The 20,765-nt window shown below is 70.2% G+C and carries 20 protein-coding genes; 11 read left to right on the plus strand and 9 right to left on the minus strand.

The genetic code is table 11. The features are described 5' to 3' along the window. The 3 genes from ACS5PM_RS02030 to ACS5PM_RS02040 form a co-directional block, all read left to right on the plus strand. A partial coding sequence (locus ACS5PM_RS02030; protein ID WP_439384884.1) for a hypothetical protein occupies positions 1-275 on the plus strand: 275 nt, incomplete at its 5' end. Between the two features lie 232 nt (positions 276-507). After that, positions 508-1,386 carry a 50S ribosomal protein L3 N(5)-glutamine methyltransferase gene (prmB, locus tag ACS5PM_RS02035; protein WP_439384886.1) on the plus strand — a complete coding sequence of 293 codons (879 nt, stop codon included), beginning with the start codon at positions 508-510 and terminating at the stop codon, positions 1,384-1,386. Next, positions 1,383-3,377, plus strand: a complete 1,995-nt coding sequence (locus ACS5PM_RS02040) for an ABC-F family ATP-binding cassette domain-containing protein (protein WP_439384888.1) — start codon at positions 1,383-1,385, stop codon at positions 3,375-3,377. The genes prmB and ACS5PM_RS02040 overlap by 4 nt, the downstream gene beginning before the upstream one ends. Positions 3,378-3,428: 51 nt before the next feature. Here the strand turns inward: ACS5PM_RS02040 and ACS5PM_RS02045 are convergent, their stop codons facing one another. Further along, positions 3,429-3,932 (minus strand): DUF1579 domain-containing protein, encoded by a 504-nt coding sequence (locus tag ACS5PM_RS02045; RefSeq protein WP_439384890.1) that lies wholly within the window; start codon positions 3,930-3,932, stop codon positions 3,429-3,431. Positions 3,933-3,962: 30 nt separating this feature from the next. Then, on the minus strand, positions 3,963-4,634 hold the full coding sequence (locus ACS5PM_RS02050) for an NIPSNAP family protein (protein WP_439384892.1): 672 nt from the start codon (positions 4,632-4,634) through the stop codon (positions 3,963-3,965). 581 nt (positions 4,635-5,215) lie between these two features. On the opposite strand from ACS5PM_RS02050, the gene ACS5PM_RS02055 reads away from it, so the two are divergent. Next, positions 5,216-6,190, plus strand: coding sequence for a helix-turn-helix transcriptional regulator (locus ACS5PM_RS02055; RefSeq protein ID WP_439384894.1), 975 nt, complete (start codon positions 5,216-5,218; stop codon positions 6,188-6,190). Positions 6,191-6,220: 30 nt separating this feature from the next. Here the strand turns inward: ACS5PM_RS02055 and ACS5PM_RS02060 are convergent, their stop codons facing one another. The 4 genes from ACS5PM_RS02060 to ACS5PM_RS02075 all read right to left on the minus strand — a co-directional run bounded on the left by ACS5PM_RS02060 (position 6,221) and on the right by ACS5PM_RS02075 (position 9,170). Continuing rightward, positions 6,221-7,648 (minus strand): dihydrolipoyl dehydrogenase, encoded by a 1,428-nt coding sequence (locus ACS5PM_RS02060; protein WP_439384896.1) that lies wholly within the window; start codon positions 7,646-7,648, stop codon positions 6,221-6,223. Between the two features lie 75 nt (positions 7,649-7,723). Beyond that, positions 7,724-8,230 (minus strand): MarR family winged helix-turn-helix transcriptional regulator, encoded by a 507-nt coding sequence (locus tag ACS5PM_RS02065; protein ID WP_439384898.1) that lies wholly within the window; start codon positions 8,228-8,230, stop codon positions 7,724-7,726. 67 nt (positions 8,231-8,297) lie between these two features. Beyond that, positions 8,298-8,543: a SlyX family protein gene (locus tag ACS5PM_RS02070; protein ID WP_439384900.1), complete on the minus strand. Its 246-nt coding sequence runs from the start codon at positions 8,541-8,543 to the stop codon at positions 8,298-8,300. A 90-nt stretch (positions 8,544-8,633) separates the two neighbouring features. Further along, a complete protein-coding gene (locus ACS5PM_RS02075) occupies positions 8,634-9,170 on the minus strand; it encodes an outer membrane beta-barrel protein (RefSeq protein ID WP_439384901.1) in 537 nt (178 codons plus the stop codon). Positions 9,171-9,377: 207 nt separating this feature from the next. Between ACS5PM_RS02075 and ACS5PM_RS02080 the strand changes: the two genes are divergently transcribed. After that, a complete protein-coding gene (locus ACS5PM_RS02080; RefSeq protein WP_439384903.1) occupies positions 9,378-10,262 on the plus strand; it encodes a hypothetical protein in 885 nt (294 codons plus the stop codon). A gap of 22 nt (positions 10,263-10,284) precedes the next feature. Here ACS5PM_RS02080 and ACS5PM_RS02085 read toward each other — a convergent pair whose 3' ends face one another. Together ACS5PM_RS02085 and ACS5PM_RS02090 are read right to left on the minus strand one after the other, a co-directional pair. After that, entirely contained in the window at positions 10,285-11,181 is an 897-nt protein-coding gene (locus ACS5PM_RS02085) for a glycine-rich domain-containing protein (RefSeq protein ID WP_439384905.1), read from the minus strand. A 97-nt stretch (positions 11,182-11,278) separates the two neighbouring features. After that, positions 11,279-14,581 (minus strand): bifunctional diguanylate cyclase/phosphodiesterase, encoded by a 3,303-nt coding sequence (locus tag ACS5PM_RS02090; protein WP_439384907.1) that lies wholly within the window; start codon positions 14,579-14,581, stop codon positions 11,279-11,281. A 268-nt stretch (positions 14,582-14,849) separates the two neighbouring features. Between ACS5PM_RS02090 and ACS5PM_RS02095 the strand changes: the two genes are divergently transcribed. The 5 genes from ACS5PM_RS02095 (at position 14,850) to ACS5PM_RS02115 (ending at position 18,862) form a co-directional block, all read left to right on the plus strand. After that, on the plus strand, positions 14,850-15,197 hold the full coding sequence (locus ACS5PM_RS02095) for a hypothetical protein (RefSeq protein ID WP_439384909.1): 348 nt from the start codon (positions 14,850-14,852) through the stop codon (positions 15,195-15,197). A gap of 98 nt (positions 15,198-15,295) precedes the next feature. Continuing rightward, positions 15,296-16,252, plus strand: coding sequence for an ATP-binding protein (locus ACS5PM_RS02100; protein ID WP_439384911.1), 957 nt, complete (start codon positions 15,296-15,298; stop codon positions 16,250-16,252). A 168-nt stretch (positions 16,253-16,420) separates the two neighbouring features. Continuing rightward, positions 16,421-17,356, plus strand: coding sequence for a S1C family serine protease (locus ACS5PM_RS02105; RefSeq protein WP_439384913.1), 936 nt, complete (start codon positions 16,421-16,423; stop codon positions 17,354-17,356). A gap of 55 nt (positions 17,357-17,411) precedes the next feature. Continuing rightward, positions 17,412-17,930, plus strand: a complete 519-nt coding sequence (locus ACS5PM_RS02110) for a LuxR C-terminal-related transcriptional regulator (protein WP_439384915.1) — start codon at positions 17,412-17,414, stop codon at positions 17,928-17,930. Continuing rightward, on the plus strand, positions 17,927-18,862 hold the full coding sequence (locus ACS5PM_RS02115; RefSeq protein ID WP_439384917.1) for a S1C family serine protease: 936 nt from the start codon (positions 17,927-17,929) through the stop codon (positions 18,860-18,862). Before ACS5PM_RS02110 ends, ACS5PM_RS02115 begins: the two co-directional genes overlap by 4 nt. A gap of 10 nt (positions 18,863-18,872) precedes the next feature. Here ACS5PM_RS02115 and ACS5PM_RS02120 read toward each other — a convergent pair whose 3' ends face one another. Beyond that, positions 18,873-20,057, minus strand: coding sequence for an acetyl-CoA C-acyltransferase family protein (locus tag ACS5PM_RS02120; protein WP_439384919.1), 1,185 nt, complete (start codon positions 20,055-20,057; stop codon positions 18,873-18,875). Positions 20,058-20,523: 466 nt separating this feature from the next. Here ACS5PM_RS02120 and ACS5PM_RS02125 point away from each other — a divergent pair, with 466 nt between their 5' ends. Further along, the gene (locus ACS5PM_RS02125) at positions 20,524-20,757 is read left to right on the plus strand and encodes a DUF6566 family protein (protein WP_439384921.1); all 234 of its coding nucleotides are present in this window, start codon (positions 20,524-20,526) and stop codon (positions 20,755-20,757) included. Positions 20,758-20,765 lie beyond the last annotated feature (8 nt).

The raw sequence follows: 20,765 nt of genomic DNA on the forward strand, positions 1-20,765 counted from the left end.
CGATGGCGATGGCGATGGCGATGGCGATGGCGATGGCGATGGCGATGGCGATGGCGATGGCGATGGCGATGGCGATGGCGATGGCGATGGCGATGGCGATGGCGATGGCGATGGCGATGGCGATGGCGACGGGGATGGAGACGGAGACGGAGACGGAGACGGGGACGGGGACGGGGACGGGGACGGGGACGGGGACGGGGACGGAGCGGGGGCGGGTGGCGGCGGTGCCGACCCGACGGGCTCATGGCCCGAGCCACCCCCGCCGCAGGCGCTGATCGTCAGCGACAAGGTCAGCCACAAGCCATTCAATCGGCGCCATCTGTTCATGTCTTTCATGGGCGGCATGATTCCGGCCGGCGTGCGAAGGGTCATGATGCTTGGCTAACGATTCGCCGATGAGGCTGCGACATTTGTCACCGACCGTACGGCCGCGTCCGACCCTGGCGCGGGGGCGGCGAAGGCGGGGTTCATTCGTAGTCCAATACCGGTTGCCACACGAAGACAAGCATGACCACCCTCGAACTCATCGAACAGATGACCGCCCGCCTCGAACAGGCGGGCGTTTCGTTTGGCCACGGCACGACCAACGCCTTCGACGAAGCCGCCTGGCTGGTGCTCTGGGCGCTGGGCCAGCCGCTGGATGGCCTCGACATGGTCGCCGACCAGGCTGTCACCGAGGGCAAGGCCGCGGCCGCCCGGGCCCTGGTCGAGCGCCGCATCAGCACCCGCAAGCCTGCGGCCTACCTCACCGGCGAGGCCTGGCTGCAGGGCGTGCCGTTCAGCGTCGACGAGCGTGTCATCGTGCCGCGTTCGCTGATCGCCGAGTGCATCGCCGAAGCCACGATAGACCCCTGGCTCGGCGCCGAGACCCAGCGCGTGCTGGACCTGTGCACCGGCAACGGCAGCCTCGCCGTGCTGGCCGCCATGGCCTGGCCGGACATCGGCGTCGTCGCGGCCGATCTCTCCGAAGACGCGCTGGCCGTCGCGCGCACCAACGTGCGCCGCCACGAGCTGGCCGATCGCGTCACCCTCGCGCAAGGCGACGGCCTCGCCGCTGTCGCCGGCCAGCCGCCCTTCGACCTCATCCTCTGCAACCCGCCCTACGTCAACTCGGCCTCGATGGCCGCGCTGCCGGCCGAGTACCGTGCCGAGCCGGTGCTGGCCCTGGCCGGTGGCGAGGACGGCATGGATTTCGTCCGCAAGCTGCTGCGCGAAGCGCCAGCGCACATGACCCCCGAAGCCGTGCTGGTGCTCGAGATCGGCCACGAGCGCGAGCACTTCGAGGCTGCCTTTCCTTCGCTCGACGTCGTGTGGCTGCCCACCAGCGCCGGCGATGACCACGTCCTTCTGGTGACGCGCCAAGCGCTGACCACCCTCTCCCGATGATCACTCTTCGCAACCTGACGCTGCGGCGCGGCACCAAGGTCGTGCTCGACAGCGCCTCCGTGACCCTCAACCCCGGCGAGAAGGTCGGCCTCGTCGGCCGCAATGGCGCGGGCAAGTCCAGCCTGTTCGCCCTCGTGGCCGGTCGCCTGCATGCCGATGCGGGCGACTTCGAGATGCCGCCGCGGTGGCGCATGGGCGAGGTCGCCCAGAGCATGCCCGAGACCGACGACCCGGCGACCGAGTTCGTGCTCCAGGGCGACATCCCGCTGGTCGAGGCCCAGGCCGAGCTGGCGCAGGCCGAAGCCGCCGACGACGGCGAGGCCATGGCGCACGCGCATCTGGCGCTCGAGGAGGCGGGCGCCTTCGATGCCCGCTCGCGAGCGCAGACCCTGCTGCTGGGCCTCGGTTTCAGGAAGGAGCAGCTCGACGCGCCGGTCAACAGCTTCTCGGGCGGCTGGCGCATGCGGCTGCAGCTGGCACGCGCGCTGATGTGCCCGGCCGACCTGCTGCTCCTGGATGAGCCCACCAACCACCTGGACCTGGATGCCCTGGTCTGGCTCGAAGGCTGGCTGCAGCGCTACGCCGGCACCCTGCTGGTCATCAGCCACGACCGCGAGTTCCTCGACGCCATCACCGGCGTCACGCTGCACCTCGACGACGCCAAGCTGACCCGCTACGGCGGCAACTACACCACCTTCGAGGAGATGCGGTCCGAGCGCCTTTCGCAGCAGGCCTCGGCCTTCGCGAAGCAGCAGGAGCGCATCGCCCACCTGCAGCGCTTCATCGACCGCTTCAAGGCCAAGGCGACCAAGGCCAAACAGGCCCAGAGCCGGGTCAAGGCCCTGGCGCGAATGGAGAAGCTCGCGCCGGTGCTCACCGCCAGCGACTTCAGCTTCGAGTTCCGAGAGCCGAACAACCTGCCGAACCCGATGCTTGCGCTGCGAGACGTGGTCTGCGGATACAAGCACGGCAACGAGGACGGGAGCGACAAGCCCATCGTCCATAACATCGACCGCACCGTGCTCGCGGGGCAGCGCATCGGCATCCTCGGGGCCAACGGCCAGGGCAAGTCCACCTTCGTCAAGACGATCGCCCGCGAGCATCCCGCGCTGGCCGGCACCATCACCGAAGGCAAGGGCCTGGCGATCGGCTACTTCGCGCAGCAGGAGATGGACCTGCTGCACGCCGACGACACGCCGCTGCAGCACATGGTGCGGCTGGCACGCACGGCCGGGCCGGATGCGCGCGAGCAGGAGCTGCGCGACTTCCTCGGCCAGTTCCGCTTCGTCGGTGAGATGGTCCACCAATCCATAGGCACGCTCTCGGGCGGCGAGAAGGCCCGCCTGGTGCTGGGCTCGCTGGTCTGGCAGCGCCCCAACCTGCTGCTGCTGGACGAGCCGACCAACCACCTGGACCTGAACACCCGCGAGGCGCTGTCGATGGCGCTCAACGAGTTCGAGGGCAGCGTCATGCTGGTCAGCCACGACCGCGCCCTGCTGCGCGAGGTCTGCGACGAGTTCTGGCTGGTCGCCGACGGCAAGCTCAGCTCCTTCGACGGCGACCTGGACGACTACCAGCGCTGGCTGCTGGAGCGCAGCCGCGAGGCCGCTCGGGCCCTGTCAGGCAAAGGCACGCAGGCTGCGGCACCTGCCCCGGCGCCGGCCCCCAAGGCCGCAACGCCCGCCGCGGCACCGGCCCCCGCCCCTGCCGGCAACCGCGACGACCGCAAGGCCGCGGCGCTGGCCCGCTCGCGCCTGGCCGACAAGACCCGGCCCCTGCGCAACGAGGTCGCCGCGCTGGACAAGCGGCTGGAGAAACTTCACGGCGAGAAGAACGAGGTCGAGGCGCAACTGGCCGCCCCCGGCCAGACCGGCGAGCAATTCGCCGAACTGGGCCGCCGCCTCGCCCACATCCAGGCCGAGACCTCCATGCTGGAGGAGCGCTGGCTGGAGCTGCAGACCGAGATCGAGACGATCACGGCGAATGGGTGACACAGGCCGGCACCGCTGGGCCGTCCAGGGAGGTCCCCGCAGCGGCCGGGCTCACCCGATCCGCTCGAAATCCATCTCCCAGTTCGTCTCCCAGGTCTTGCCGCCGTCGGTGGAGAAGGCCTGCTCCCAGCGCGGCGTGGGGGTGGTCGTGCGCAGCCACAGGAAGCGCACCTTGATGGGCTGGCCGCGCAAGCTGTCGTCGGCGTAGAAGACGCCGTCGCCGCCCTCGAAGCGGCCGACCATCGGCACGTCGATCTGCCCGGGGAAGCGGGCATCCAGCCACCAGATCGACCAGTGCTTGTGCACGGGATCCCAGCAGCGGATCGTCGAGGCCCGGTAGCGGCCGGCCGGCAGGTCCAGCACGTTGTGGTCGACGTTGCCCTGGCCGCCCATCAGCGGCTGCATGTGGCTCACGCCCTCGAACAGCTCCCACTCGGTGCAACCGGCCAGGCGTTCGCGCAGGCGGCGGTGGTGCACGCGCCAGTCGCCGAACAGCGGGTCGAAGTCGTGGCAGGTGCCTTCGTGGGCGGCGGTGAGGTCATGGAGGGTGGGCATCAAGGTCTCCTTGCAGGGTGGAAGCAGCGCTCAGGCGCGGGGTGATCGGGGCGTCGGCAGCAGGTCGAGCACGAGCGGATCGGCACGCAGCCAGCGGCCGAAGGCGGCGAGGCCGGGCACCGGCAGTTCGTGCCGCCAGGTGGCCAGCAGCACCAGCACCGGTCCATCGCTGCGCACCGGCAGGCGGGGGAAGTTGTTGGGCGAGGGCTCGGTCTCGAAGACCGCGGGCAGCTGCGCACCGGCGTCGCGGCACACTTCGAGCCAAGGCCGCACGACACGCTCGCGCAGGTCGTCTCCCAAGGCCTCGGCCAATGGCAGCACGACCGCCCGCCAGTCCCGGGCAGGCCCGTGACGGCCGGCCAGGCCGAGGCCGGGAAGGCCCGCGATCGGGCGCAGAAGCAGCACGTCGTCGGAATCTTCCATCGTCGCGTTGGCCGCCTCGCGGTGCGCCTTCCACACCGGGCCGCCGTAGAACGCGTTCAGCGCCTTCTCGCGGGTCGCCATGCTGGCGTAGCCGCGCAACCACGTGAACCGGTCCGGATCTCCAGCCTCCCTGAAGATGCCCAGCACGGGCATCCCCACCGCCGCCTGCGGCTCGATGAATTCGCGCTCGAACAGCGCCACGAGATCGTCCCGCCGGCCGGACTTCATCCGGTAGCGGCGCAGTTCGATGACCGAAAGTGATGGCTCTTGGTAGTTCATGGCCGCCATCGTGCGCGGCGAATGCTGACAAGGTATGTCAGACTTTCGGACCAGGGGTGCGCACGCGGCCCTTCGACAGGCTGAGGGCGAGCGGTGTGGAAAGCTCAGTGCGAACGAAGCTGGAGTTTCGAGATGGGACCGCGATCCATTGGTGATGAGACTCCCCTCCCCGTTCGGTCTGAGCCTGTCGAAGCCAGCGACGTGCCCCTGGGCCCTTCGACAGGCTCAGGGCGAACGGCAGTGGAAAGCTCAACGCGAGCGGAGCTGGAGTTCGAGATGGGACCGAGATCCATACGCGATGGGGCCCCCTCCCCGTTCGGGCTGAGCCTGTCGAAGCCAGCGACGTGCTCCTGAGCCCTTCGACAGGCTCAGGGCGAACGGAAGTGGAAACCTCAACGCGAGCGGAGCTGGAGTTCGAGATGGGACCGAGATCCATACGCGATGAGACTCCCCTCCCCGTTCGGGCTGAGCTTGTCGAAGCCTCCTTGTGCCGCGCACTTCCCTTCGACAGGCTCAGGGCGAACGGTGGGAATTCGGGCTGAGCCTGTCGAAGCCCCGGTGAACTCCAAACCTGCCGATCCATGAAAGCCAGTCGACTCCTGTCCATCCTGATGCTGCTGCAGACCCGCGGCCGCTTGAACGCGCAAACGCTGGCAGATGCGCTGGAGGTCTCTGTGCGGACCATCTACCGCGACGTCGATCACCTGAGCGCCTCCGGCGTGCCGATCTGGGCCGAGAACGGGCGGCTGGGGGGCTTCGAGTTGCAGGCCGGATGGCGCACGCAGCTCACCGGCCTCACCGTGCCGGAAGCACGCGCGGTGTTCCTCGCCGGCCTGCCCGGCCCGGCCGCCGAACTGGGCCTCGGCGAGGCGATGGCCTCCGCGCAGCTCAAGCTCATGGCCGCCCTGCCAGACGGCTGGCGCAGCGATGCCGACCAGGTCGCCAGCTGCTTCCATTTGGATCCGGCGGACTGGTACCACGCGGCCGTGCCCTCGCCGCACCTGCGCGAGGTTGCTACCGCCGTCTGGAGCCGCCAGAGAATCCGCATGCGCTACGAGAGCTGGCGCCAGGTGGCCGAGCGGACGGTGGAGCCGCTGGGCCTGGTGCTCAAGTCGGGCCGCTGGTATCTCGTCGCCCGCAGCGCACGCGCCGATGCCGAGCCGCGCATCCACCGGGTCGATGCCATCCAGACGCTGGAGCTGCTGCCCGAGCACTTCTCGCCGCCCAAGGCATTCGCCCTGCCCGCCTGGTGGGCGGAGTCCACGGCCCGCTTCGAGGACGAGCTCTACCGCGCCAGCGCCACTCTGCGCGTCACCGAGCGCGGCATGAGCCGCCTGACCCAGATGGGCACCCGCATCGCCGAGTCCGCCCTGGCCCACGCCAGGCCGTGCGAGCGCGAAGGCTGGGTGGAGACCGAGGTGCCTATCGAATCAGTCGAGCACGCCGCACGCGAGCTGCTGCGCCTGGGCGACCAGGGCGAGGTGCTGGCGCCGATGGAGTTGCGCCAGCGGCTCGCCGAGGGGCTGAGGCAGGCCGCGGCGCTGTACGAGGCGTGACGCCGGCAGCGGCCAGGCCCTGAACGAGACTCAGGCACCCGGCCCGCAATCGAGGCACCGCTCCACCGGCGGCGGGCCCATTCGAAGCGCGCGCTGCACGATCCGCAGCGCGGTGCGCAAGCCCTCTTCCACCACCGGGTGGTAGAAGGGGCTGTCCAGCATCTGCTGCACCGTGTCCCCGCGCTGGATCGACCAGCTCAGAAGGTGGCCCAGGTGCTCGGCCGCCGGGCCGAGCATCTCGGCGCCCAGCAGGCGGCCCGTGCCGTGCTCGGCATACACGCGCAGGGCGCCGTGGTTCTTCAGCATCACCCGGCTGCGCCCCTGGTCTTCGAACGAGACCTCGCCCGTCTCGAAGGCCAAGCCGTCATGCCCCAGCTCGAGGTGGCTGCGGCCGGCAACCATGATCTGCGGGTCGGTGAAGGCCACCGCCAGCGGCGCCCGGCGAGGCCGCTCGCGGACATCCGGAAAGCGCCCGGCGTTGTCGCCGGCGATGCGGCCTTCATCGGCAGCCTCGTGCAACAGCTCGACTTCGCTGTTGGCGTCACCGGCGATGAAGACGTGGCTGTCGCCGATCTGCCCGGTGCGGCGATCGAAGCGAGGCACGCCTTGGGCATCCAGCGGCAGATGGGTGTTCTCCAGGCCCAGCTGGCGCAGGTTCGGCGCACGGCCGGCGGCGGCGAGGACCCATTCGAAGCGCTCCTCGCCGGCCTCCGTCTGCACGATCACCTCTTCGCCCTCGCGCCGCAGGTGCAGGTTCTTGGCCTCCAGCTGGAGCGGCAGCTCGGCGCTGAAGACCTCGCGCGTCAGCGCCTGCAGGGCCGGGTCCGTCAATGGGCCGATGCGGCCACTGCGGCCGTACAGCCGGATCCGCACGCCCAGGCGATGCAGGGCCTGCGCGAGCTCCAGCGCGATGACGCCGGCACCGAGCACCGCGACCGACTTCGGCAGCGTGTTCCACGCGAAGACATCGTCGTTGACCAGCAGCCGGTCGCCCGCCGCCTCGCGCCACTGCACGGGCACGCTGGGATGCGAGCCGGTGGCGATGACGATGCGGTCGGCCTGCACCCGGGTGTGCTCACCCACCTGCAGCAGGTGGTCGTCGACGAAGCGGGCGAAGCCGTGCAGCCGGTGCTCGGCGGGCCACTGCTCGACCGCCTCGAGCACGAAGCCGACGAAGCGGTCGCGCTCTTCGCGCACCCTGCGCATCACGGCCTCGCCGTCGATGCGCACCGGCCCGCAATGCACGCCGAACGCGCTCGAATGTGTGGCCGTGTGGGCAGCCTCTGCCGCGGCGATCAACAACTTGCTGGGCATGCAGCCCACCCGGGCGCAGGTGGTGCCGTAGGGGCCGCCCTCGATGACGACCACGTTGCGCGTGTGCGCCAAGGCAGAACGGTAGGCCGTCATGCCCGCCGTGCCTGCGCCGATGATGGCGACGTCGACCTGCCGTTGCTTCATGGACTGCCCCCGTGGGATGCGGATCGCCGCAGCGTACTGCAGGACTTTGGATCCCGCCAAGGCGGCACGCGCAGCTCAGACCCCATCGGCGCCCGCCGGGGCCCGGCTGAAGGCGTTGTTGCCGCGCACCAGGGTCAGGAGCATGCGCATGAACTCGGCCCGCTCGGGCGGCGGCAGCGGCTGCAACATGCGCTCCTGCGCACGTTGCATCGCCGGCACCACCCGGGCCAGCATGGCCTCGCCCTCGGGCGTGAGCGCCAGCAGGCGCACCCGCCGATCGGCCGGATCCAGGCTGCGTTGCACCAGGCCGCGGGCTTCGAGGCGGTCGATCACGCTGGCGATGGTGGAGGTGTCGAAGCCGATCGAGCGCGACAGCGTGCGCTGATCGACCCTGGGGCTGTTGGCCAGGGCCTGGAGCGCCGCGAACTGCACGGGCGTGATGCCGGTGGATTCGGCCTCCTGCAGGAAGATCGCGACGGCAATCTGCTGCATCCGGCGGATGGCGTTGCCCGGCAGGGCGTCGAGGTCGATCTCCGCGGCGTGCGGTGCGGGATCCAGGGATAGGGGGGAGTTCGTCACCATCCGCCGCACTGTATCGCCGGGCGCGAGCGGCCCTGCGCGGCTTGTTCGCAGCCGGCCCCGTGGACAGTCAGTAGTGCGGCGGCAGCTCGTCGCGCAGGCTCCGTGGCGTGCCCGCGCTGTCGCTGGGCACCTGCTCCCGCAGGTGCATCAGCTCGCGCGTGAGCAGGTCGATCTGCTGCTGTTGCCGCACGATGGCGGCGTTGAGGTGGTCGATCAGGTCTTCGCTGAAGCTGGCCTTGATCTCCAGCTCGGTCAGGCGGCGGTCGGTCTCGCGTTGCTGTGCGGCATCGTCGTCATCGTGCGGGGCGCTCATTCCGCTATTGGACAACAGCACATCACTCGACCGGCCGCCGCCTGGCAGCGTTGGTGGGGCGGCGCTGGGCGCGGCCCCGCCCTGGGGCAATCAGAACTTGAAGTTCAGGCCGACCGTGGTCTCGCCGATGCCCGGCTTCTGCTCGTAGGCGTTGGTGTACATGTAGCGGTCGTACTTCGCCCGCAGGCCCAGGGCCGGCGTCAGCTGGTACTGCACACCGGCGCCCAGCTTGAAGGCTGAACTCGAGTCATCGCCGTTGGTCGTGTCGAATCGTCCCTGCGCCACACCCGCCGAGCCCAGCAGCGAAAAGCGCTCGTTCAGCGGATAGGAGCCCACGGCATCCAGGTACGCGCCACGCACGTTGGCCTTGCCGGTGGAGTTGTCGATGTGGCCGAGCTCGTAGGCGCCCAGTTCGACCGCGAAGTTGGGGTTGAACTGATAGCCGCCGTACAAGTTCACACCGGTGCCGCTACCGCCGCCCACCACGCCGTTGATGCTGCTGTGGTAGTCGGGCACGCCCACGCCGCCGCCCACATAGATCCCCTCGGCCTGCGCCGCGCCGATCGCGCCAGCCAACAGGGTCGCGCCCAACGCCAGCTTGGCGATCGCGAATTGCTTGTTCTGCATGAGAAGACTCCTTTTGCTTCGATTGCGACGCATCGACCTGATGCGCTGGGCCTCATGCTCACGAGGCCGCATTGCCCCTGCGTTGCGCCGTCTGCGCGGCACATGACAGCTGAAACCGAAGCGGCAAAGAAGCTTTACTTCCCTAAGCTGCTGGATGGCCGGCCAGGACCTGCGGCGTAGAGTGGCCTGTGCAAGGAGGTGCGTGCCATGTCGTTCCCGCTGAGGCAGTACTCGCCGCTGGACGTGATGCTCGGTCGACAGGGCGCCGACGACTTCCCTCAGCACCCTCGCCGCTTTCTCGCCCAGGGGGACTCGTGGTTCTCGTTCGGCTCCGCGAACCCAACCCTGACCGGCAACATGATGGACGGCATGGCGTTCGAGAAGGACAGCTGCGTCGTCAACTGCGCCCATCCGGGCGACGTGCTGCACCACATGGTCGACAAGCGGCGCGAACCCTTGTTCGCCAACCTGCTGTTCGGGCCCATGGCCTGGCGTTGGGATGCGATCCTGCTGTCGCCGGGCGGCAATGACCTGATCGACTTCATCCGCGTGCCCTTCGTGGATGGGCAGGGCCTGCCGGTGCCCCCCTTCCTGCGCGCGCTGCTGACGCCCGAGGAGCGCGGCGGCGATCCGGACCGCGCCTCGTCCTATGTCAGCGAGCAGGGCTGGGAAACCTTCATGCAGCACATCACGCCGCAGTTCCAGGAATTCATCGCGATGCGCGATTCACCGGACAGCCAGAGCCAGGGCGTGCCCATCTTCGTGCACACCTACGACTTCATCACCCCGCGCGATGCGGGTGCGGGCGCCGGCAGCGGGCCGTGGCTGTTCCCGGCCCTGCAGGCCTATGAGGTGCCGCAGGCGGTGTGGCTGGCGCTGACCCGTCTGTTCCTGTCTCGGCTGACCGGCCTGATGCGAGGCATGAACCTGCCCAACTTCCAGGTCGTCGACACCCAGGGCACGCTGGTGCCGGCGGACCTGGGCAGCACCGGCGACGACCACGACTGGGCCAACGAGATCCACCCCAATCCCGGGGGCTATGCCAAGCTCGGCGCGGTGTTCGCGGCGGGCATCGAGGCGCTGATGCCTTGACGCCCGCCGGAGTGAGCGTGCTTCAGTGCGCCGGCTCCGCCACTTCCTTCTTGGCACCGACCTCACCACCACACCAGGCGGCTTCCTTCTTGGCACCGACCTCGCCACCACACCAGGCAGCCTCCTTCTTGGCACCGACCTCGCCGCCGCACCAGGCAGCTTCCTTCTTGGCGCTCACCTCACCGCCACACCAGGCAGCTTCCTTCTTGGCACCGACCTCACCGCCACACCAGGCAGCTTCCTTCTTGGCACCGACCTCACCGCCACACCAGGCAGCTTCCTTCTTGGCACCGACCTCACCGCCACACCAGGCAGCTTCCTTCTTGGCACCCACCTCGCCGCCACACCAGGCAGCTTGCTTCTTGGCACCGACCTCGCCACCACACCAGGCAGCTTGCTTCTTGGCACCGACCTCGCCACCACACCAGGCAGCTTTCTTCTTGGCGCCGACCTCGCCACCGCACCAGGCGGCTTCGTTCTTGGCGCCCACTTCGCCGCCGCACCAGGCCGCCGCGTTCGCCGGCACCTGCTCGCCGAAGTCCTTGGCAAACGACTCGTGAAGGGCCACGGCGGCGTGGTCGCGTGCGAGCTCGTCGTCACGCAGGCCGAGGTAAGGATCGTGGTGAAGGAACTCGCCGAAGATGCGCTGGCAGTCGGCGGCATATTGACGGGTGTCGAGGATGTGCGCGTGCCAGAAGGTGTCGATGTCACGCGTCGGTGCGACCGTCGTGCCGGGGTGACCGGCCAGCACCATCAGGAACTGCCGATAGGCGCGTTCGATCTTGTCGGCGTGCTCCGCGGTCCAGCCCGGGCCTTCGCCCTCGTGGGCGAGCTTGCGGCGGACCATGGAAAGGTCCAGGGCTTCGATCTCGGCCTTCGATCGGGCGAGTTGTTCTTGTTCGTTGTGCAGGGTGGGCATGGTCAAGACTCCCTAGTCGCGTTGAGGATCAAGAGGAAAAGCCGTCGGCCCGATGAGGCTCCCGGCGGGGCACCTGAAGCCCGGTGGAATGCGGCGCTCAAGCCGCCACCGCCGGGCTCAAGAGGTGTCTGACGTCGCGGCCGAGGAAGTGGCTCATCTCGTCCGCGGTGATGGGCTTGCTGAGGAAGAAGCCCTGGATCTGGTCGCAATGGCTGGCGCGCAGGAAGCCCAGCTGCTCCACCGTCTCGACGCCTTCGGCCACCACCGTCATGCGCAGGCGCTGCGCCAGGCCGATGATCCCGGACGTGAGCGCTGCGGCGTCGTCGTCGCCGGGCAGGTCCTTGATGAAGGAGCGGTCGATCTTGAGCGTCGACAGAGGGAAACGCTGAAGGTACGACAGCGACGAGTAGCCGGTGCCGAAGTCGTCGATGGCCAGCGACACGCCCAGCTCCCGCAGCTCGCGCAGCTGGGCCGCCGCGCGTGCCGGGTTGCGCATGACGCCGCTCTCGGTGATCTCCAGCTCCAGCCAGCGGGCGTCCAGCGCCTGCGCCGCCAGCACCTGCTGCACCTCTTCCACCAGGGCCGGACGATTGAGTTGCCGCGGCGACAGGTTGACGCTGACCTGCACCGGGTGGCCTTCGTCCTGCCAGCGACGCGCGTCGCGGCAGGCGACCTCGAGAGCCCATTGGCCCATGGTCTCGATCAGGCCCGAGTCCTCGGCGATGGGGATGAACTGCGCCGGCGAGACCATACCCAGCGTCGGATGGTGCCAGCGCATCAGCGCCTCCACGCCGGTGATGCGTCCGGTCCGCAGCTCCATCTTGGGCTGGTAGACCAGGTACAGCTCCTCGCGCTCCAGGGCCCGGTGCAGGCTGCTCTCCAGCACCAGCCGCTGCTGCCCCTGCGAATGGCCCTGCGTGGAATGGAACTCGTAGCTGCCGGCGCCCTTTTCCTTGGCCCGGTACATCGCCTCGTCGGCGTGCATCAGCAGGGCTTCGACGTCCTGCCCGTCGTCGGGGTACATGCTGACGCCGACGCTGGCGCTGGGCGTGATCTCGCGGCCGTTGATTTCCACCGGCATGCCGATGCGGTTGAGGACCTTGGACAAGGGCGCGACCACGTCGGCGGCGCCGGAAAGGCCCTCGAGCAGCACCACGAACTCGTCGCCGCCGAAGCGCGCGACCGTGTCGCTCTCGCGCACGCATTCACGAAGGCGCTGGCCGCACACCCGCAGCAGGGCATCGCCGGCGCTGTGGCCGAGGCTGTCGTTGACGTGCTTGAAGCGGTCCAGGTCCATGAACAGCACCGCAACGCGCGTGCCGAGCTGGCCCGCGCGCTGGGTGGCCTGGGTCAGGCGGTCGTGCAGCAGCGCCCGGCTGGCCAGGCCGGTCAGCGCATCGTGGTTGGCCACGTGGCGCAGCGCCTGTTCGGCCTGGCGACGCTGCAGATACTGGGAAAGCTGCGCGGCGACCGAGCGCATGAAGCCCTCGATGTCGCGGTCCGTGCCGAGCGCGCCGTGCTCGAAGAACTCCAGCGCCACGCACTGCCTGCCGGCCAGCACCGGGACGACCAGGGCCGACCGCAAGTCGAAGTCGGCCGCGAGGCGATCCACGTCCTGCGTCGCCCCGATGGCCGGGATGCTTCGCCACGTAGGCTGGCCACTGGACCAGGCCGGGTCCAGGTGGAGCTCGCCTCCGCTCTCCATCCGCGAATGGAAGGCCGCGGCAAAGCGCGCCGAATCCTCGGGCAGGCCCTGGGCCCAGGCGTGCAGGCAGCGCACGCCGCCGGCCGCATCGCGCAGCCAGCAGGCTGCCGCCCGCCAATGCAGCTGCGTGGCGATGGTCGACATGACGAAGACCATGGCGCGCTCGGGATCGTCCTCGGCCGCCAGGCGCTTGGCGATCTCGTGCTCGAGTTCCAGGCGCTGGGCGGCCTTGCGGCGCGCCGTCTCGTCGCGAACGGTGGCCCGCACCTGCTGGCTCTCGCCCGCCTCGGCGTCGCTCACCCGCTGCAGCGTCACGTGGACCCAGCGCTCGGCGTCCGCCGCGCCGTGCAGGGGACGCACCGCGTGATCGATCTCGACCGGCACGATGGAGTGCTGCGCCTGCTCGACCGCTTCACGCACGGCCGCTCGCTGGGGCTCGGGCACGAGGGTCAGCAGGCCGGCCAGGCTCATCGGCCCGCGCGGGCTGCCGTAGATGCGGCAGGCCTCGCCCGAGCTTTCGATGCGCCCGCTGGCCACATCCAGCACCCAGCTGCCGAGCCGTGCCAGCGACTGCGCCTCGGCCAGGCGTTGTTCGCTGACGCGAAGGCTTCGCGTCATCTCGTACGCAATGCCCAGCGCCCGCCGCTTGGAGCCCATGAGGCTCAGCAGCACGCCGGCCAGCAGCACGCTGATGATGCAGCCGCCCGCGACGATCACCACGGGCAGCATGCGCTCGGAAGGACTGACGCCGGCGTCCAGGGGAGCCGATGACTCAACCAGCCACACGCGGCCGCCGAGACGGAAGGACTGCACCTGGTACTGCCCGTTCTTGTCGGTCGGGGTGTCGGTTGCGCCGGCCTTGGCGGTGTCGAACAACAGCTTGTCGGGCTGGACCACGGCGCCCGGCCGCGCGGCCGCCTCGGGGCCACCATCGAAGACACGCAGGCGCAGCTCCGGCGAGATGCCCGGCAGGTCCTGCAACATGCGCGTGACCAGGAACCCTGCGCCGACGCTGCCCACGTAGGCCTCGCGGCGCTGCTCGACCGTCTGCAGCGGCAAGCCCGGCCGGTACACCGGCAGGCGCATCGCCAGCCCGATCTGGCCTTCCTGGCCGCGGACCTGGATCATCTTGCCGGAGGCACTGAGCCGCCCGGTGTCGCGCGCGCTTTCCAGCGCCTTGCGCACGTCGGGGAAGGCGGCGATGTCCTTGCCGATGTAGCGCTCGTTGCCCGCCAGCGGCTCGATCATCGCGATGGGCTGGTACTCGTCGCGCTCGCCGGCGGGCGTGATCGCGTAGCGGCCACCCGCAGGTGCGCCGAGCTCGCGCTGCAGCGACTGCTCGAACGCCTGCCGGTCGCTGCCCGGCACCTGCGGCGCGAAGTTGAGCACCTGGAAGCCGGGGAAGCTGCGCTTGAGGTCCAGCGATTCGGCGTACAGCGCGAAAGCCTCGCGCGGAACTTCGCCGGTGCTGAACAGCGCCCGCAGGCCGGTCAGGACCTCGACATAGGCTTCGAAGCGCCGTTCGACCTCGTCGCCGCCGGACAGCGCCGCCGCCTCGAAGCGCACCTGGGCGTTGCGACGGGTGTCCTCCCGCGCCGTGTGGCTCATGGCCAGAGACAGCGCGAGACCGCACAGCAGGACCAGCGCAACACCGAGCCAGTGCGTCCCGTGCAATCGTCGATCAGCCTTGATCATGGGTTCTCCCTGAGCTGAGGGCCGGTTTTCGAGTGATGGGGTCCGGGCCTCACGTGAGCCAGTTTCGGCAGGGGTGATCGGAAACTGTTGAGGCGAATCAAGCGTCGGGACGCCTGGAACACCACTTGCCAAGGACTCCCCACAGGCCCTCGCGCCGGCCCTGTCCGGACCTCAGGTGAACACGTGTAAAAGCGCACGGATCCCGTCGGCGGGGGCGCATGCCGCGGCGTTAGCCGGGCATGTTGCAGTCGAGAAGAAGGTTGCTGTCATGAACACGCGCAGACGTTCGATCCTCGGGCTGGCCGCCGCAGCCGGTGCCAGTGCCCTGCTGGCCGGTTGCTATGTGGTCCCGGCCCGTCCCTATTACGCCGACGACGGCTACGAATACGGCCCCGTGGTGGGCGTTGCACCGCCAGCGCCCCAGGTCGAGGTGATGGGTGTCGCGCCCTACCCCGGCGCCGTCTGGATCGGCGGCTACTGGGGCTGGTACGGCGGCCGCCATGTCTGGATCCGCGGGCGCTGGGACGCTCCGCGCCCGGGCTATCGCTACGAGCCGCACATGTGGCGCCGCGACGGCAACGGCTGGCGCGAGGCGCCCGGCCGGTGGGTTCGCTGACCCGCAACGTCCCTTTCCCGCACCGTTGTTTCAATTGACCGGCCCCTGGCGTTGAATCCGTCGCAGGGGCCCGCGGCGTTCGCATGAACAATCGGCGGATGCCGAAGCACCCCGCCGAAACCAGCCATGACCTTCAGGCGCTGCGAGAGGAGGTGGAGCGCCTGCGGCGCTTCAACCGCGACGTGGCGCATGAAATGCTCGGCGCCGTCGCCTCGATGACCCACCTGGCCGCGTTGGGCGAACTCGCGCTGCATCGCGGCGACCCAGCCCGCCTCGAGACCATGTTGCGGCTGATGCGCGAGGAGGCTGCCGCGGCCACCGGCCTGGTCGACGGCCTGGTGGCGCTGGGCGAGCATGCCCTGCCTCCGGCCTCGTGCGAGGTCGTGTCGCTGGCCGGCTGCGTGGCCAAGGCGCAGCGCAATCTCATCCTCGACCGTCGCCACGAGGCGACCGCCAACATGCCGGTCCACGTGGGCCATCTGCCGCGCGTCTGGGGCCACGAGACGCTGCTGGTGCAACTGTTCACCAATCTCATCGGCAATGCCCTGAAGTTCACGCAGCGCAACCCCAGCGGGCGGGTCGAGGTGTTCGCCGAGGGCTACGGCGACCAGATCGCCGTGTGCGTGCGCGACAACGGCATCGGCTTCGATGCCCGCCAGGCCGACCGCCTGTTCGAGCCCTTCCACCGCGGCCACGGCGCGTCCTATCCGGGGCACGGCCTGGGGCTGAGCGTGGTGCGCTCCATCACCGAGCGCCATGGCGGCCGCGTCTGGGCCGAATCCGAACCCGGCCAGGGCGCCCGCTTCTACGTCTGCCTGCCGATCTGCTCCGACATGGGACTGGCCGGCGGCCCGCCGCCGGCCCCACGCCGCGCCGCGGACGAATCCGAAGACGAAGCCGACCGGGAAGAGCTCGACGACGTTCGGCTCGGCGACTGGGCGCAGGCCTTCGTGGCCAGCCCCGACCAGGTGCGCGACGCCGTGCGGCGCGTCGGCACCGACCTGCAGGCCATGGGACGCTACTTGCTGGGCCTGCGTCCGTCCACGCCGCAATAGGTCGGCTGCAGGCCGCGGCTGGCGGCGCTTGCAAGCCGCCTGGCCACCCTCATCTTGGTCGTCACGGCACTGCCCGATCGGGCAGTCCGGCGCCTGCCCACCCGGCGGAGGCGCGCGGTCGCGGCTCGGCGCACGATGCACTCCGATGCCTGACGCCGGAGATTGCGCATGACCCCCTCGCCCGACCCGTCCTCCTCCTCCTCGCTGGCCGACGCCGTCGAACGCGTCGCCCCGGCCGTCCTCAACGTCTCCACCCGCCGCGCCACCGGCACCGGCCTGGCGTGGCGAGACGGCGTCGTCGTGACCAGCGCACGCCTCGTCTGGCGCACGCGCGAGGTTTCGCTGCTGGCGGCCGATGGCGAGCCGCTGCCGGCTGAGATGGCCGGCGTCGATCCCTCGACCGACCTGGCCGTCCTGCGCGTGACCGGCGCCACCGCCTTGCCCGCGGCGCGAGTCGCCTCCGACGCGCCCCACCCGCGCGTCGGCGATGCGGTCTTCGCGGTGGCGCGGGATCCGTCGGGCCTGTTGCACGCGAGCTTCGGCCGCCTGGGTGCGGTCGGCGGAGCCTGGCGCACCTGGCAAGGGGGCGCCGTCGACCAGTTGCTGCGCCTGGACGGCGGCCTCTACCCCGGGATGGAAGGCGCGCCGGTGGCCAACGCCGCAGGCGAGGTGCTGGGCGTGGGCAGCTCGGCCTTCTCGCGCCACCATGGCGTGGTGGTGCCGGCCTCCACCGTCGAACGGGTGGTGGACGAGTTGCTTGCGCACGGCCGTGTCGCCCAGGGCTACCTCGGCATTGCGGCCCAGCCGGCCCAGGCCCGGCTCGGCGAGGAGCGTGTCGAGGGCCTGCTGCTCACCTCGGTGGCCGAGGACGGCCCCGCCGCTCGAGCCGGCCTGCTCGTCGGCGACATCATCGTGAGGGCCGGCGACGAACCGGCCACGGCGCTGGACCGGCTGCGCGCGCGGCTGCAGGTGGGCTCCAGCCTGGCGCTGACCGTGGTTCGCGGCGGCCAGTCGTTGACGCTGGCCCTCGAGGTCGGTGAGCGGCCCGAGCCGCCGGAACGAGGCGAGCGGCGCGGGTGGCACGGCGGGGGCTGCCGGCCATGAGCGCTTGCGCCCTCCCGTCCGGCGGTGCCGCGAGCCACGGCCCTAAGGTGCCGCGGTGAGCCTTCCACGCGTCATCGTCGTCGGCGACTCGCCGCTGATGGTGCAGGGGGCCGTGGCGGCCCTCGCCGCGTCGGACGAGTGGCAGGTGGCCGCGGGCCTGCGCAGCGATCCGGCTGAGGCCTGGGTGCTGCTCGACGACGGCATCACCGTGCTCGGCCATGCCGACGACGGCGTGCCTGCCCAGCACGTGCCTTCTGCGCTGCTGTCGGCAGAAGCCGACCCGGAACGCCTGCGCGTGGCCGTGGCGGCCGTGCTCCAGGGCCTGTCCGTGCGCGAGCACGCCTGGGCCCCGCAGGCGGTCGACGGCCCTGCCCATGAGCCGCTCACGGCTCGCGAGCTCGAGGTCTTCGAGTTGCTCGGCAAGGGCCTGTCCAACCGCGACATCGGCGGCGTGCTCGGCATCTCGGCGCACACGGCCAAGTACCACGTGGCGCAGATCCTCGCCAAGGTGGGCGCCGCCACGCGCGCCGAGGCCGTGCGCGAGGGCCTTCGAAGCGGATTGATCGGCCTGTGAACGACGACTTGACCCTGCTCGACGCTTATTCGCAGGCTGTCGTCCGGACGCTGGAGGGCGCCCGCGGCAGCGTGGTGTCGCTGGCATTGCGGCAGCGGCGCGGCGGCCGTGGCGGCGCGGGAGCGGGCTTCCTGCTCACGCCCGATGGCTACGTGGTCACCAACCAGCACGTGCTCGAGGCTGGCGACGAAGTCCGTGCCACGCTGGACGATGGCCGCGAGCTGCCGGCCGAGAAGGTCGGCGGAGACGTCGCCACGGACCTCGCCCTCCTGCGCGTGCAGGCCAGTGGCCTGCCCTGCCTGGCCCTGGGCCCCTCCGCCGCCCTGCGGGTCGGCCAGGTGGTGATCGCCATCGGCAACCCTCAGGGCCTGTCGCACACGGTGACGACCGGGGTGGTGTCGGCGCTGGGCCGCAGCCTGCGGTCGCGCGATGGCCGGTTGATCGAGGGCGTCATCCAGACCGACGCCAGCCTGAACCCGGGCAACTCCGGCGGCCCGCTGCTGGACACGCGCGGGCAGGTCGTGGGCGTCAACACCGCGATCGTCGCGGGTGCGCAATGCCTGTCCTTCGCCGTGCCGTCGGACACGGTGCGCTGGGTCGCCAGCGAGTTGCTGCGCCACGGCCGGGTGCGTCGGGCCTGGTTGGGCGTGGCCGCACAGACAGTCCCGCTGGCGCGCCGGACGGTGTTGCACCACGGCCTCCTGACCGCCAGCGCCGTCGGGGTCGACGAGGTGACCCCGGGCGGGCCGGCGGCGCAGGCCGGCGTCCAGTCGGGCGATCGCATCGTCGGGGTCGACGCCACGCCCACCGAGGACGTCGACGCCCTGCACCGCCTGCTGGGCGGCGAGCGCATCGGCCGCGCCGTCCGGCTGGATCTTCTGCGCGGCACGCGCCGGATGGCGCTGGAGCTGGTGCCGGGCGCGCGCGCCTGAAATCAAGCCGTCAGAGCCGCTCGAACACCGCGGCGATGCCCTGGCCGCCGCCGATGCACATCGTCACGAGCGCATAGCGGCCCCCGGTGCGCTGCAGCTCGTAGATCGCCTTGGTGGCGAGGAAGGCGCCCGAGCAGCCGATGGGGTGGCCGAGGGCGATCGCGCCGCCGTTCGGGTTGGTCTTCTTCATGTCGAGCTCCAGCCCCCGCGCCACCGCGATGGCCTGGGCGGCGAAGGCCTCGTTGCTCTCGATGACGTCCATCTGGTCCAGCTTGAGGCCGGCCTTCTTCAGCGCCAGCTTGGAGGCCGGGATGGGGCCTTCGCCCATGATCTCGTTGGGCACGCCCGCCACGGCGTAGCCGGCCAGGCGCGCCATCGGCTTGTGCCCGGCGTTGGCGGCCACCGTGGCGTCGGCCAGGACGAAGAAGGCGGCGCCGTCGTTGATGCCCGAGGCATTGCCGGCCGTCACCGAGCCGTCCTTCTTGAAAGCGGGCTTGAGCTTGGCCAGGCTCTCCATCGTCGTGCCGGCCTTGACGTGCTCGTCGGTGTCGAACACCACCTCGCCCTTCCTCGTCTGCTTGACGATGGGCACGATCTGGCTCTTGAAGCGGCCCTCGGCGATGGCGGCCGCCGCGCGCCGGTGCGATTCGACCGCCAGTGCGTCCTGCTCTTCGCGGGTGATGCCCCACTTGGTCACCAGGTTCTCCGCGGTGATGCCCATGTGGCCGACGCCGAACGGGTCGGTCAGCGTCGCCACCATGGTGTCGATCAGCTTGGTATCGCCCATTCGGGCACCGGTGCGCATGGCAGTGCTCAGGTACCCGCCGCGGCTCATCACCTCGACCCCGCCGCCGATGCCGTAGTCGCAGTCGCTCAGCAGGATGTTCTGCGCCGTCGTCACGATGCCCTGCAGCCCGGACGAACACAGGCGGTTGACGGCCATGGCCACCGAATCCATCGGCAGGCCGGCCTGGATGGACGCCACCCGGGCCACGTAGGCGAAGCGGCTCTCGGTCGGGATGGTGTTGCCCACCGTCACGTAGTTGATCGCCTTGGGATCGACGCCGGAGCGCTCGACCGCCGCCTTCATCACCTGGCCGGCCAGCTCGGCCGGCTCGATGTCGGCCAGCGCACCGCCGAAGGTCCCGATCGCCGAACGCGCCGCGCCCAGTACCACCACATCACGCTTGCTCATGCCTGATCTCCGAAGTCGATTGCGATGCCACGATGATGCGCCCGGCCGACCGCCGACAGACCAGGGGGGCGTTACGCGAGATTGCTTAATCGCAACCCCGCAGAAGGTTCGCGCAACGGACCGTGCGCGAAAGTGCTATGGCGGCTACAATGCCGTGTTGCCGCGTTTTGCTCTCTGTCGTGGCAGCCTGCCTGCGGCAGAGGCGGCACACCGCCCCCAAGCTCGCAGCAGCGTGTCGCCTGACACGGCCTCGCAGCCCACGGCTGCACCCGCCGCCTCTGCCGACCGGGCCCGCCCCTTGCCGGGGCATGCCATCACCGCGGCGAGCCCAATCCGGCCCTCATCACTCCTTTCAGGCCGGGCACCGTCGGCCTTGACCAGGCCTGTTTCCCCTGATCCGGCAATCGCCACGCGCGATACCCATGCCACCTCTTCATGGTTGGCGCCCACCAGGCGCTGCCAACGAATGACCACCATCCGCGAAAAGACGTTCTCGGTGGGCAAGTATCTTGTCTCACCCCTCATCCGCCTCACCGACAGCGGCGAATACGCCGCCTCGCTGTCCATCCGCAGCGGCAGCGGTACCAGCGCCCACGACAGGGTGTACCGCTTCATCCCCCAATTTGCCACCCGGGCCGGCGCCCGCCGCTACGCCATCGAGCAGGGCATGACCTGGCTCGGCGAAATGCGCGCCGCCTGACCGCTTCC

The sequence above is a fragment of the Ideonella flava genome (genome assembly GCF_051857595.1).
GTDB lineage: Bacteria > Pseudomonadota > Gammaproteobacteria > Burkholderiales > Burkholderiaceae_C > Ideonella.

Excerpts from the sequence above, each read along its gene's own strand:
- ACS5PM_RS02125 (WP_439384921.1), top strand. The coding sequence starts at position 20,524 with ATGACCACCATCCGCGAAAAGACGTTCTCGGTGGGCAAGTATCTTGTC.
- ACS5PM_RS02105 (WP_439384913.1), top strand. The coding sequence starts at position 16,421 with ATGACCCCCTCGCCCGACCCGTCCTCCTCCTCCTCGCTGGCCGACGCC.
- prmB (WP_439384886.1), top strand. The coding sequence starts at position 508 with ATGACCACCCTCGAACTCATCGAACAGATGACCGCCCGCCTCGAACAG.
- ACS5PM_RS02090 (WP_439384907.1), bottom strand. The coding sequence starts at position 14,581 with ATGATCAAGGCTGATCGACGATTGCACGGGACGCACTGGCTCGGTGTT.
- ACS5PM_RS02055 (WP_439384894.1), top strand. The coding sequence starts at position 5,216 with ATGAAAGCCAGTCGACTCCTGTCCATCCTGATGCTGCTGCAGACCCGC.
- ACS5PM_RS02075 (WP_439384901.1), bottom strand. The coding sequence starts at position 9,170 with ATGCAGAACAAGCAATTCGCGATCGCCAAGCTGGCGTTGGGCGCGACC.
- ACS5PM_RS02070 (WP_439384900.1), bottom strand. The coding sequence starts at position 8,543 with ATGAGCGCCCCGCACGATGACGACGATGCCGCACAGCAACGCGAGACC.
- ACS5PM_RS02065 (WP_439384898.1), bottom strand. The coding sequence starts at position 8,230 with ATGGTGACGAACTCCCCCCTATCCCTGGATCCCGCACCGCACGCCGCG.
- ACS5PM_RS02100 (WP_439384911.1), top strand. The coding sequence starts at position 15,296 with ATGCCGAAGCACCCCGCCGAAACCAGCCATGACCTTCAGGCGCTGCGA.
- ACS5PM_RS02095 (WP_439384909.1), top strand. The coding sequence starts at position 14,850 with ATGAACACGCGCAGACGTTCGATCCTCGGGCTGGCCGCCGCAGCCGGT.
- ACS5PM_RS02045 (WP_439384890.1), bottom strand. The coding sequence starts at position 3,932 with ATGCCCACCCTCCATGACCTCACCGCCGCCCACGAAGGCACCTGCCAC.
- ACS5PM_RS02040 (WP_439384888.1), top strand. The coding sequence starts at position 1,383 with ATGATCACTCTTCGCAACCTGACGCTGCGGCGCGGCACCAAGGTCGTG.
- ACS5PM_RS02080 (WP_439384903.1), top strand. The coding sequence starts at position 9,378 with ATGTCGTTCCCGCTGAGGCAGTACTCGCCGCTGGACGTGATGCTCGGT.
- ACS5PM_RS02085 (WP_439384905.1), bottom strand. The coding sequence starts at position 11,181 with ATGCCCACCCTGCACAACGAACAAGAACAACTCGCCCGATCGAAGGCC.
- ACS5PM_RS02120 (WP_439384919.1), bottom strand. The coding sequence starts at position 20,057 with ATGAGCAAGCGTGATGTGGTGGTACTGGGCGCGGCGCGTTCGGCGATC.
- ACS5PM_RS02050 (WP_439384892.1), bottom strand. The coding sequence starts at position 4,634 with ATGAACTACCAAGAGCCATCACTTTCGGTCATCGAACTGCGCCGCTAC.
- ACS5PM_RS02060 (WP_439384896.1), bottom strand. The coding sequence starts at position 7,648 with ATGAAGCAACGGCAGGTCGACGTCGCCATCATCGGCGCAGGCACGGCG.